Below are 11,743 nucleotides of genomic sequence, written 5' to 3'. Positions count from 1 at the left end.
TTAAGGCCCCTGAAGGAACGTTTAAGACTAAGACGTTGATAGGCTGGGTGTGTAAGTGCAGCGATGCATTGAGCTAACCAGTACTAATGATCCGTGAGGCTTAACCTTACAACACCGAAGGTGTTTTTAGAGAGACAAAATCGTCGGGAACGATTTTGAACAACGCGGAGCGTTGGCCCCGAAGGGGTGAGTATCAGGATGATACGAATAATTTTCAGCGAAGTTCCGAGATTGGTTCTGATGGCGACACGAGAGTGAAGCGGTTGGAATAAAACGAATTTGCCTGGCGGCAATAGCGCGGTGGTCCCACCTGACCCCATGCCGAACTCAGAAGTGAAACGCCGTAGCGCCGATGGTAGTGTGGGGTCTCCCCATGCGAGAGTAGGACACTGCCAGGCATCAAATTAAGCGTGCTGATATGGCTCAGTTGGTAGAGCGCACCCTTGGTAAGGGTGAGGTCCCCAGTTCGACTCTGGGTATCAGCACCACTTTATTTAAAGTGGGTTTAGAAGTTCGGCAGAAAAAAGAATTTGCTTGGCGGCAATAGCGCGGTGGTCCCACCTGACCCCATGCCGAACTCAGAAGTGAAACGCCGTAGCGCCGATGGTAGTGTGGGGTCTCCCCATGCGAGAGTAGGACACTGCCAAGCATCAAATAAAACAACAAGCCTCATGCGAAAGCATGGGGCTTTTTGTTTTGTCTGTTATTTGGTGTTCTGCTCGAGCATGGGCATGCGAAAGGCCCGTCGGGAACGGGCCTTAACGCCGCTTGCGGCGGCCCCGCAGGGGAGAGTCTCAGGATGAGACGAATACTGTAGGACACTGCCAAGCATCAAATAAGCCAAGAGGCCATCCGAAAGGATGGCCTTTTTGCTTTTCATCCGCTTTACTCCCTCTGCTTATATCCCGGCGCAGGCTGCGCAATGAAACATTTTCACCTTTCCGCTGAATGCTCGACAGCGACGAAAAAAAACGCTATCTTCGGGCATCTAGAAGTCTAAACGTATAAATGGATGTGTGAGGGTTAAGCAATGCCGATTCGTGTTCCTGATGAGTTACCTGCGGTCAATTTCTTGCGCGGTGAGAATGTCTTCGTGATGACATCCTCGCGGGCAAAAACACAGGAAATCAGGCCACTGAAAGTGCTGATCCTCAACCTGATGCCAAAGAAGATCGAAACGGAAAACCAGTTTCTGCGTCTGTTGTCCAACTCGCCGCTGCAGATTGATATCCAGCTGCTGCGCATCGACAGCCGCGAATCGAAGAACACGCCGGCCGAGCATCTGAACAACTTCTACTGCGACTTCGAGGATATTCAGAATGAGAACTTCGATGGCCTGATTGTCACCGGCGCGCCGCTGGGGCTGGTTGATTTCTGCGATGTTGCCTATTGGCCGCAGATCGAACGGGTGATTGACTGGGCCAAAAACCACGTCACCTCCACGCTGTTCGTGTGTTGGGCGGTACAAGCGGCGTTGAACATCCTGTACGGTATTCCCAAGATGACGCGCGAAGTGAAGCTCTCCGGCGTTTATCCGCACCAAACGCTGCAGCAGCATGCGTTGCTGACGCGCGGCTTCGACGAAAGCTTCCTGGCGCCGCACTCACGCTATGCCGATTTCCCGACCGAGGTGATTCGCCAATATACCGACCTGGATATTCTGGCCGAATCCGAGCAGGCCGGCGCCTACCTGTTCGCCAGCAGGGATAAGCGCCTGGCGTTTGTCACCGGCCATCCTGAGTATGATGCCCTGACCCTGGCCGGGGAGTATTGTCGCGACAACGAAGCTGGCCTCGATCCTGCCGTACCGCTCAACTACTTCCCCGATGACAACCCCGCACTGACACCGAAAGCCACCTGGCGCAGCCATGGCCACCTGCTGTTTTCCAATTGGCTCAACTATTACGTCTACCAGATCACGCCTTACGATCTGCGCCATATGAATCCGACTCTCGACTGATCTTTTCTCCCTGCCGGCGGCTGAATCGAGGCCGCCGCGCTGTTGATCCTCTGCACGATCCTCTTTCTACCGGTCACTTTCCCCAGAAAACCATTGGCTAACAACGCGTTAGCCTATCTTTGCGATTCTATTGGAACCGGTTTCCTTACCTGTTAGTTATGTTATTTGTTCTAACCAATTGATAATAAAGTGTTAATAAAATATTTAATAATAAAATGGAAATGGTTTTTGATTTTTATTTTTTGTTGAGTATTCTTAGAGCTATCGGGATGAGATCTGACCAGTTTAGGATCGTTTCATCCGCCCTGATCCACAGTGATTTCTGATGAAAATGCGCCGGTCGCTCGGGCGCAATGATGGGAAGGAGCAAGGTCATGACGCAACAGATAGCAGGCACGGAGTTAAGGTTTACCCAGGGTTCCGCCGCAGCGGAGCGCCAGGTATTAACGGATGAAGCGGTTGAATTCCTGGCGGAACTGGTGGGGAAATTCACGCCGCGGCGCAATGAGCTGCTGGCGGCGCGTGCCCGCTGGCAGCAAAATATCGATCGCGGCGAGCTGCCTGGATTTATTTCGGAAACCAATTCCATTCGTGAAGGCGACTGGCAGATCCGCGGCATCCCGCAAGACCTGCGCGATCGCCGGGTCGAGATCACCGGGCCGGTAGAACGCAAGATGGTGATCAATGCGTTGAACGCCAACGTAAAAGTATTTATGGCGGACTTCGAAGACTCCCTGGCGCCAAGCTGGGACAAAGTCATCGACGGTCAAATCAACCTGCACGATGCGGTTAACGGCACCATCTCCTACACCAACGAAGCCGGCAAGATCTACCAGCTGAAACCGAATCCGGCGGTGTTGATCGCTCGCGTGCGCGGCTTGCACCTGCCGGAGAAACACGTCTTGTGGCGTGATGAAGCCATCCCCGGCGGCCTGTTCGATTTCGCGCTGTACTTCTACCACAACTATCGTCAGCTGTTGGCCAAGGGCAGCGGCCCGTATTTCTACCTGCCGAAAACCCAGTCCTGGGAGGAAGCGGCCTGGTGGAGCGATGTCTTCAGCTTTACCGAGGATCGTTTCGATCTGCCACGTGGCACCATCAAGGCGACCGTGCTGATCGAAACCCTGCCGGCGGTGTTCCAGATGGACGAGATCCTCTATCACCTGCGCGATCACATCGTCGGCCTGAACTGTGGCCGCTGGGATTACATCTTCAGCTACATCAAAACGCTGAAGAATCACGGCGATCGCGTGCTGCCGGATCGTCAGTCGGTGACCATGGAGAAACCTTTCCTCAGCGCCTATTCACGTCTGTTGATCAAAACCTGTCATAAGCGCGGCGCCTTCGCCATGGGCGGCATGGCGGCGTTTATCCCGAGCAAAGACGCTGAGAAAAACGCCTGGGTGCTGAACAAGGTGCGGGCGGATAAAGAGCTGGAGGCCAACAATGGCCACGATGGCACCTGGGTGGCGCACCCGGGGCTGGCGGACACGGTGATGGAGGTGTTCGGCAAGGCATTGGGCGATCGCCAGAATCAGCTGGACGTGATGCGTGAGCAGGATGCGCCAATCAGCGCCGCGCAGCTGTTGGAACCATGCGACGGCGAACGCACCGAAGCGGGGATGCGCGCCAATATCCGCGTGGCGGTGCAGTACATCGAAGCCTGGATCTCCGGCAACGGCTGCGTGCCTATCTATGGGTTGATGGAAGATGCCGCGACGGCGGAGATCTCCCGTACCTCTATCTGGCAGTGGATCCACCACGAGAAGAGTCTGAACGACGGGCGCCCGGTCACCAAGGCGCTGTTCCGTCAGATGTTGCAAGAAGAGATGTTGGTGGTGCGTGAAGAAGTAGGGGAAGCGCGCTTTAACGCCGGCCGGTTCGAAGAGGCGGCGCGCCTGATGGAGCGCATCACCACGCAAGATGAATTAATCGATTTCCTGACGTTGCCCGGCTATGAGCTGCTGGCCTGAACTTTCCCAATCAACCCTACATGACTGAAAGGATAAAAATTATGTCTACCTCTCGCTCTCAACAGATCCAGCAGCTGGAACAGGAATGGAAATCGGCCCGTTGGGAAGGCATCACCCGCCCTTACAGCGCCGAAGACGTGATCAACCTGCGCGGTTCGGTCAACCCGGAATGTACCCTGGCGCAAAACGGCGCCGCCAAACTGTGGGCGTTGCTGAACGGCAAGGCGCGCAAAGGCTACGTGAACTGCCTGGGCGCGCTGACCGGTGGCCAGGCGCTGCAGCAGGCTAAAGCCGGCGTCGAGGCTATCTACCTGTCCGGCTGGCAGGTGGCGGCCGACGCCAACAGCGCGGCGGCCATGTACCCTGACCAGTCGTTGTATCCGGTGGACTCGGTGCCGAAGGTGGTCGAGCGCATCAACAACACCTTCCGCCGCGCCGATCAGATCCAGTGGGCGAACCAGATTGAGCCGGGCAGCAAAGGCTACACCGATTACTTCCTGCCGATTGTCGCCGATGCGGAAGCCGGCTTCGGCGGCGTGCTGAACGCCTTCGAGCTGATGAAAGCGATGATCACCGCCGGCGCCGCCGGGGTGCACTTCGAAGACCAGTTGGCGGCGGTGAAGAAATGCGGTCATATGGGCGGCAAAGTACTGGTGCCGACACAGGAAGCGATCCAGAAGCTGGTCGCCGCTCGCCTGGCCGCCGACGTGCTCGGCGTGCCGACGCTGGTGATCGCCCGTACCGACGCAGATGCGGCCGACCTGCTGACGTCCGATTGCGATCCGTATGACAGCGCCTTCGTCACCGGCGAGCGCACGGCAGAAGGCTTCTTCCGCACCCATGCAGGCGTCGAGCAGGCGATCAGCCGCGGCCTGGCCTATGCCCCTTACGCCGATATGGTGTGGTGCGAAACCTCAACGCCGGATCTGGATGCCGCTCAGCGCTTCGCCGACGCCATTCACGCCAAATACCCGGGCAAGCTGCTGGCCTACAACTGCTCGCCGTCGTTCAACTGGAAGAAGAACCTCGACGATCAGACCATCGCGCGCTTCCAGCAGGCGCTGTCGGACATGGGCTACAAGTATCAGTTCATCACGCTGGCGGGCATCCACAGCATGTGGTTCAACATGTTCGACCTGGCGCACGCCTATGCGCAGGGCGAGGGCATGAAACACTACGTCGAGAAGGTGCAGCAGGCGGAGTTCGCCGCGGTGGATCGCGGTTACACCTTTGCGTCGCATCAGCAGGAGGTGGGCACCGGCTACTTCGACAAGGTCACCACCATCATTCAGGGCGGCGCCTCTTCGGTCACCGCGCTGACCGGTTCGACGGAAGAACAGCAGTTCTGATGCGGCAAGCTTGAAGACGTTTCACCCGGAGCCTGCATGCGCAGGCTTCTTTTTCTGGCGGGGGTAAGGATGGCGGCAAAACTGGAGTTGTTGATCGCACAGACGATCCTGCAGGGCTTCGATGCGCAGTACGGCCGCTTTTTGGAGGTGACCGCCGGCGCGCAGCAGCGCTTCGAGCAGGCGGACTGGCCGGCGGTGCAGCAGGCGATGAAAAAGCGCATCCATCTGTATGACCATCATGTCGGCCTGGTGGTGGAGCAGCTCAAATGCATCACCGGGCAGAAATATTTCGACGCCGACTTCCCCAGCCGGGTCAAAGCGGTTTATATCGATCTGCTGCCGGACTACCCGCGTTTCGAGATAGCCGAAAGCTTTTTTAACTCGGTCTACTGCCGGCTGTTCAAGCATCGCGATCTGACGCCGGACAAGCTGTTCGTGTTCAGTTCGCAGCCGGAACGGCGATTTCGCGACATTCCGCGTCCGCTGGCGCGCGATTTCACCTCCAATGGCGATCTGCCGGCGATGCTGCGCAGCGTGCTGAGCGATCTGCCGCTGCGGTTGCCGTGGGAAGATTTGACGCGCGATATTCGCTACATCACTCAGGCGCTGCAGCGCGCCTTCAGTCCGCAGCAACTGGCGGGGGCCACCTTTCAGATCGCCAACGAACTGTTCTATCGCAACAAGGCCGCCTGGCTGGTCGGCAAGCTGCGCCTGGCCGACGGCGTTTACCCGTTCTTGCTGCCGATCCACCACAGCGAGTCGGGCGCGCTGTTTATCGATGCCTGCCTGACCGGTAAGGCCGAGGCCAGCATCGTCTTCGGCTTCGCCCGTTCTTATTTCATGGTCTACGCGCCGCTGCCGGCGGCGATGGTCGAGTGGCTGCGCGAGATCCTGCCGGGCAAGACCACCGCCGAGCTGTACATGGCGATCGGCTGCCAGAAGCACGGCAAAACTGAATGCTACCGCGAATACCTGACCTTTATGGCGCAGTCGCAGGAGCAGTTCATCATCGCGCCGGGGGTGAAGGGCATGGTGATGCTGGTGTTTACCCTGCCGTCCTTCGATCGGGTGTTTAAAGTGATCAAGGACGAATTCGCCCCGCAAAAAGAGGTGACGCAGGCGCAGGTGATGGCCTGCTATCAGCTGGTGAAAGAGCACGATCGCGTCGGGCGTATGGCGGATACCCAGGAGTACGAAAATTTCGTCGTCGACAAGGCGCGCCTCAGCCCGGAACTGTTGGCGGAGCTGCGGCGCGAAGTGCCGGGCAAACTGGAAGATCTCGGCGATCGCATTGTGATTAAGCACCTGTATATGGAACGGCGCATGACGCCGCTGAATCTGTATCTGGAGCAGGCCAACGACCAGCAGATGCGCGATGCGATTGAAGAGTACGGCAACGCGATTAAGCAGTTAGCCGCCGCCAATATCTTCCCCGGCGACATGCTGTTCAAGAACTTTGGCGTGACGCGCCACGGGCGGGTGGTGTTCTATGACTACGACGAGATTTGCTACATGACCGAGGTCAACTTCCGCGATATCCCGCCGCCGCGTTATCCGGAAGATGAGTTGGCCAGCGAGCCGTGGTACAGCATCGCGCCCAACGACGTGTTCCCGGAAGAGTTCCGCCACTTTCTGTGCGGCGATCGGCGCATTCGGCAGGTGTTTGAAGAGCTGCACAGCGATCTGTTTACCGCGGAGTATTGGCGCGGGTTGCAGCAGCGCATCCGCGAAGGGCATGTGGAAGACGTATTTGCTTATCGCAAGAAGCAGCGGTTCAGCCAGCGCAGCGGGGCGGCGCTGCCGGCCGCCACCGCTGCGATGTAAATCAGGCCTCGGCGCCCGCGACGGCGGCGCGCGCCAGTTCAGTGATGCGCGCGTAGTCGCCGCTTTCGAGCGCGTCCGCCGGCACCAGCCAGGAGCCGCCGATGCACAGCACGCTTTTCAGCGCCAGATAGCTGCGGTAGTTGTCCGGTGAGATGCCGCCGGTCGGGCAGAAGCGCACCTGCGGGAACGGGCCGCCGATCGCCTGCAGCGCTTTTACGCCGCCGTTGGCTTCCGCCGGGAAGAATTTAAACTCGCGCAGGCCGTAATCCATGCCCTGCATCAGTTCGGAAACGGTGCTGATGCCCGGGATCAAGGGAATGGAACCTGCGGTGGCGGCTTTGAGCAGCTCGTCGGTCAGGCCTGGGCTGATGGCGAACTGCGCACCGGCTTCGGTCACTTCCCGCAGCTGCTGCGGATTGATCACCGTACCGGCGCCGATGATCGCTTCCGGCACCTCTTGGGCGATGGCGCGAATGGCGTCCATGGCGCAGGCGGTACGCAGCGTCACCTCCAGCACCCGCACGCCGCCGGCGACCAGCGCTTTCGCCAACGGCACCGCATGTTCCAGCTTGTTGATCACGATGACCGGCACCACCGGCCCCGCCGTCAGGATCTGCTCGGCGCTTGTTGTCCACTTGTTCATGCTGACGTTCTCCTCTGTGGCCGCCGCCAGGCGGCGATGCGGCCAGGCTATCGATTAAAATTTGATACAGCAGGCGCCCTGCTCGGCGCCGGACAGCTGGCTGCGCAGCGCGCCGAACAGCTCGCGGCCGCAGCCGATGTGTTCCGCGCTCAGATCGGGTTGGCATGGCGTGCGCCGGGCCAGTTCGTCGGCGTCGACCAGCACCTGCAGCTCGCCGCTGCGGCCGTTGACGCGGATCGGATCGCCGTCGCGCACTTTCGCCAGCAGGCCGCCGGTATAGGCTTCCGGGGTGACGTGGATGGCGGAAGGCACCTTGCCGGAGGCGCCGGACAGGCGGCCGTCGGTCACCAGCGCCACTTTGAAGCCGCGATCCATCAGCACGCCCAGCGGCGGCATCAGCTTGTGCAGCTCCGGCATGCCGTTGGCCTGCGGCCCCTGGAAGCGCACCACCACCACGCAATCGCGATCCAGCTTGCCGGCTTCGAACGCCGGCACGATATCGTGCTGGCTGTCGAACACCACCGCCGGCGCTTCGATGATCTGGTTATCGGCGGGCACCGCCGAGGTTTTCATCACCGCGCGGCCCAGATTGCCGGCCATCACTTTGGTGCCGCCGTGATGTTCGAACGGCTGGGCCACGCTGGCGATCACGCTGGCGTCGAGCGAGCCGGCCACGCCTTCGCGCCACACCAGTTGGCCGTTGTCCAGCCACGGTTCCTGGGTGTAGCGGCGCAGGCCGAAACCGGCCACGGTATGCACGTCTTCGTGCAGCAGGCCGTGTTGCAGCAGCTCGCGCACCACCAGCGGCACGCCGCCGGCGGCCTGGAACTGGTTGATGTCGGCCGGGCCGTTCGGGTAGATGCGGCACAGCAGCGGCACCGCCTCCGACAGCTCCGAGAAATCGTCCCAGGTAATGATGATGCCCGCCGCGCGCGCCATCGCCACCAGATGCATGGTCAGGTTGGTGGAGCCGCCGGTCGCCAGCAGCGAGACGATGCCGTTCACCACCACTTTCTCGTCCACCAGGCGGCCGATCGGCAGGTAGTTGCCGGCGGTATCGGTCAGTCGGGTCACCTGGCGCGCGGCGGCGTCGTTCAGCGCGTCGCGCAGCGGCGTGTCCGGATGAACGAAGGAGGCGCCCGGCAGATGCAGACCCATCACTTCCATCACCATCTGGTTGGTGTTGGCGGTGCCGTAGAAGGTGCAGGTGCCGATGCCGTGATAAGAGGCAGCCTCGGCCTCCAGCAACGCTAGGCGGTCGGCCTTGCCCTCGGCGTACAGCTGGCGCACGCGCACTTTTTCCTTGTTCGGCAGGCCGCTGCTCATCGGGCCGGCCGGCACGAACAGCGCAGGCAGGTGGCCGAAGGAGAGGGCGGCCATCACCAGCCCCGGCACGATCTTGTCGCAGATGCCGAGGAACAGCGCGCCGTCGAACATATTGTGCGACAGGCCGACAGCGGCCGACATGGCGATCACGTCACGGCTCATCAGCGACAGCTCCATACCGTCCTGCCCCTGGGTCACGCCGTCGCACATCGCCGGCACGCCGCCGGCCACCTGGCCCACGGCACCCACCGCCTTCAGCGCCTGTTTCAGCCGCTGTGGGTAATGTTCGTACGGCTGGTGGGCCGACAGCATGTCGTTGTAGGCGGTGATGATGGCGATATCGCTGCGCACCATGTTTTTCAGCGACGCCTTGTCATCGGGCTGACAGGCGGCGAAACCGTGGGCCAGGTTGCCGCAGGCGAGCTGCGCGCGGTGGACGGTTTGGGAGCGGGCCGCCTCGATACGCGCCAGATAGGCGGCGCGGCTGGCCTGGGAACGGTCGATGATGCGCTGTGTGACACGGGACAAGGTTGGATTAATCATGCCTTCCTCACATTGCTGTTGTTATAGTCGCCGCCTGTGGCGGTGCCCCCGGGGGTGATTTGCAGCCCTGGTGTGCAAGGCCGGGGGCGATTTAGGATTTAAAACATCGTGAATGCAATCATGCCGATGGCGCCGCCGACGCTGCCCAGAATGGTTTCCATCACCGTCCAGGTTTTCAGCGTTTGCAGTTCGTTGGCGCCGGTGAATTTGCCGAACAGCCAGAAGCCGGCATCGTTGACGTGGCTCAGCACGATGGAGCCGCCGGCGATGCAGATGGCCAGCGCGGCCAGTTGCCCGCCGCTGAGCCCGAGCTGGCTGGTGACCGGCAGCACCAGGCCGACGGTGGTCAGGCAGGCGACGGTGGCCGAGCCCTGGATCACCCGCACCATGGCGGAGAGCGCAAAGGCGGCCACGGCGATCGGCAGGCCGGCGCCGATCATGGCGTCACCCAGCGCCGGCCCGACGCCGGAATCCACCAGGATCTGCTTGAACACCCCGCCGGCGCCGGTCATCAGCAGGATGATCCCGGCCGGCTGCACCGCGGCGGAGCAGATGGCCAGCGTCTGTTCGTTGCTCATGCCGCGCGGCTTCGCCAGACCGTAAATCACGATCAGGCAGGCCAGCAGGATGGCGGTGAACGGGTGGCCGATAAACTCCAGCCACTGCTGCAGCTGCGAGCCGGGGGTGACCAGCCGCGCGCCGATGGTTTTCATGCCGACCAGCACCAGCGGGCACAGCACCAGCGCCAGGCTGAAGCCGAACGACGGCAGATTGCCCTTGGTCAGCGTCGGCTCATTCTCTTCCGGCGGCATCGGCCAGTTGACGAAACGGCTGATAAAGCTGCCGTACAGCGGGCCGGCGATCAGCATGCCGATCACCGCCGCTACCAGGCCGATGGCGATCATCCAGCCGAAATCGGCCTTCATCTGCGACGCCAGCAGCATCGGCACCGGCCCCGGCAGCAGGAAGGAGGCGGCGGCGGCCACGCCGGCGAACAGCGGAATAGCCAGCTTGACGATATTGCCGTCGGTGCGGCGCGCCACGGCGAACACGATGCCGATCAGCAGCACCACCGCCACGTCGAAGAACAGCGGCAGCGCGCAGATCAGCCCGGCGATGCCGAGCGCGTAGTGCGCTTTGCTTTGTCCGAATCGTTTCAGCAATTGCGCCGCAATTTGATCGAGCGCGCCGACCTCATGCAGGATCTTGCCGAACATCGCCCCGAGCGCCACCACGATCGCCAGGAAGCCCAGCGTGTCGCCCATGCCTTTTTGCATGGTGTCGGCGATGTGTTCCAGCGGCATGCCGGAGAAAATGCCGGCGGCGATGGACACCAGCATCAGCGCGACGAAGGCGTGCATGCGCGCCTTCATCACCAGGAATAACAGCAGTAAAACCGAGCCGACTGCGGTACCGACCAGCGTTACGGTACTCACGCGCACACGTCCTGCGGCAGGAAGCTCTGGATATGGCGCACGGTATCGGCGATCACCGCGTCCAGCGGCTGATTGATGTCGATCGCCATCACGTCGTTCTCGTCGGCGCCCGGTTGCTCCAGCGCGGCGAACTGGGTGACCAGCATCTGCGGCTTGAAGAAGTGGCCGTTGCGCGCCGCCAGGCGGGATTCGATCACCGGGAACTCACCGTGCAGATAGATGAATGACAGGTTGCCGTTGCCGGCGCGCAGGCGGTCGCGATACTGCTTTTTCAACGCCGAACAGACGATGATCGACACGCTGTTGGTGCGCTGCATGGCGAAGGCGGCGTCGTTGAGCGCGGCCAGCCACGGCGCGCGATCGTCGTCGTTCAACGCCTCGCCGGCGGCCATCTTCAGGATGTTGCTGCGTGGGTGCAGGAAGTCGCCGTCGAGGAAGCCGGCGGAGAGTTGGCGGGCCGCGGCGGCGGCGACGGCGGACTTGCCGCTGCCGGAAACGCCCATAACGACGTAAATGCGATTTTGATTGTTGGTCATGGCTTAGCTCCAAAACACCGGGTGACGTTACCTTCGTTCAGTTTGATTGTTACCGGTAACATGTTATCGGTAACATTGTCGAAGGAAGTTTGAGCGGTTGCAATGGGCTTTCGCCGTGAGGATCGTTAACTGTGATCGGCTTCAAGCTTTTTT

8 protein-coding genes, 1 tRNA gene and 3 rRNA genes are annotated in these 11,743 nt (G+C 60.8%); 8 read left to right on the top strand and 4 right to left on the bottom strand.

Annotated features, from left to right (window positions below):
• From GT753_RS17705 to aceK, 8 genes are all read left to right on the top strand, one after another.
• A 23S ribosomal RNA gene (locus GT753_RS17705) occupies nt 1-108 on the top strand; the annotation flags it as partial.
• A gap of 174 nt (nt 109-282) precedes the next feature.
• Nucleotides 283-398, top strand: a 5S ribosomal RNA gene (gene rrf / locus GT753_RS17700).
• 14 nt (nt 399-412) lie between these two features.
• Nucleotides 413-488 (top strand) — tRNA-Thr (locus GT753_RS17695).
• Nucleotides 489-533: 45 nt separating this feature from the next.
• Nucleotides 534-649, top strand: a 5S ribosomal RNA gene (gene rrf / locus GT753_RS17690).
• A 381-nt stretch (nt 650-1,030) separates the two neighbouring features.
• Entirely contained in the window at nt 1,031-1,960 is a 930-nt protein-coding gene (gene metA / locus GT753_RS17685) for a homoserine O-succinyltransferase (protein ID WP_004936623.1), read from the top strand.
• Nucleotides 1,961-2,334: 374 nt separating this feature from the next.
• Nucleotides 2,335-3,933 (top strand): malate synthase A, encoded by a 1,599-nt coding sequence (gene aceB, locus GT753_RS17680; protein WP_160125803.1) that lies wholly within the window; start codon nt 2,335-2,337, stop codon nt 3,931-3,933.
• 41 nt (nt 3,934-3,974) lie between these two features.
• Nucleotides 3,975-5,282: an isocitrate lyase gene (gene aceA / locus GT753_RS17675; protein WP_004936630.1), complete on the top strand. Its 1,308-nt coding sequence runs from the start codon at nt 3,975-3,977 to the stop codon at nt 5,280-5,282.
• 69 nt (nt 5,283-5,351) lie between these two features.
• Nucleotides 5,352-7,106 carry a bifunctional isocitrate dehydrogenase kinase/phosphatase gene (gene aceK / locus GT753_RS17670; RefSeq protein WP_033631950.1) on the top strand — a complete coding sequence of 585 codons (1,755 nt, stop codon included), beginning with the start codon at nt 5,352-5,354 and terminating at the stop codon, nt 7,104-7,106.
• Nucleotide 7,107: 1 nt separating this feature from the next.
• Here aceK and GT753_RS17665 read toward each other — a convergent pair whose 3' ends face one another.
• From GT753_RS17665 to gntK, 4 genes are all read right to left on the bottom strand, one after another.
• The gene (locus GT753_RS17665) at nt 7,108-7,749 is read right to left on the bottom strand and encodes a bifunctional 4-hydroxy-2-oxoglutarate aldolase/2-dehydro-3-deoxy-phosphogluconate aldolase (RefSeq protein ID WP_004936635.1); all 642 of its coding nucleotides are present in this window, start codon (nt 7,747-7,749) and stop codon (nt 7,108-7,110) included.
• 54 nt (nt 7,750-7,803) lie between these two features.
• Nucleotides 7,804-9,618, bottom strand: a complete 1,815-nt coding sequence (gene edd / locus GT753_RS17660) for a phosphogluconate dehydratase (protein ID WP_015379254.1) — start codon at nt 9,616-9,618, stop codon at nt 7,804-7,806.
• Nucleotides 9,619-9,716: 98 nt separating this feature from the next.
• The gene (gene gntU, locus GT753_RS17655) at nt 9,717-11,054 is read right to left on the bottom strand and encodes a gluconate transporter (RefSeq protein ID WP_015379253.1); all 1,338 of its coding nucleotides are present in this window, start codon (nt 11,052-11,054) and stop codon (nt 9,717-9,719) included.
• The gene (gene gntK / locus GT753_RS17650) at nt 11,051-11,590 is read right to left on the bottom strand and encodes a gluconokinase (RefSeq protein WP_015379252.1); all 540 of its coding nucleotides are present in this window, start codon (nt 11,588-11,590) and stop codon (nt 11,051-11,053) included. The genes gntU and gntK overlap by 4 nt, the downstream gene beginning before the upstream one ends.
• Between the last annotated feature and the right edge of the window lie 153 nt (nt 11,591-11,743).

The sequence above is a fragment of the Serratia sp. Z4 genome (assembly GCF_009900725.1).
GTDB lineage: Bacteria > Pseudomonadota > Gammaproteobacteria > Enterobacterales > Enterobacteriaceae > Serratia > Serratia nematodiphila.
The sequence above is the reverse complement of the archived record's forward strand: the minus strand, read 5'-3'. Positions and strand labels throughout refer to the sequence as shown.

Excerpts from the sequence above, each read along its gene's own strand:
- metA (WP_004936623.1), top strand. The coding sequence starts at position 1,031 with ATGCCGATTCGTGTTCCTGATGAGTTACCTGCGGTCAATTTCTTGCGC.
- aceB (WP_160125803.1), top strand. The coding sequence starts at position 2,335 with ATGACGCAACAGATAGCAGGCACGGAGTTAAGGTTTACCCAGGGTTCC.
- aceA (WP_004936630.1), top strand. The coding sequence starts at position 3,975 with ATGTCTACCTCTCGCTCTCAACAGATCCAGCAGCTGGAACAGGAATGG.
- aceK (WP_033631950.1), top strand. The coding sequence starts at position 5,352 with ATGGCGGCAAAACTGGAGTTGTTGATCGCACAGACGATCCTGCAGGGC.
- GT753_RS17665 (WP_004936635.1), bottom strand. The coding sequence starts at position 7,749 with ATGAACAAGTGGACAACAAGCGCCGAGCAGATCCTGACGGCGGGGCCG.
- edd (WP_015379254.1), bottom strand. The coding sequence starts at position 9,618 with ATGATTAATCCAACCTTGTCCCGTGTCACACAGCGCATCATCGACCGT.
- gntK (WP_015379252.1), bottom strand. The coding sequence starts at position 11,590 with ATGACCAACAATCAAAATCGCATTTACGTCGTTATGGGCGTTTCCGGC.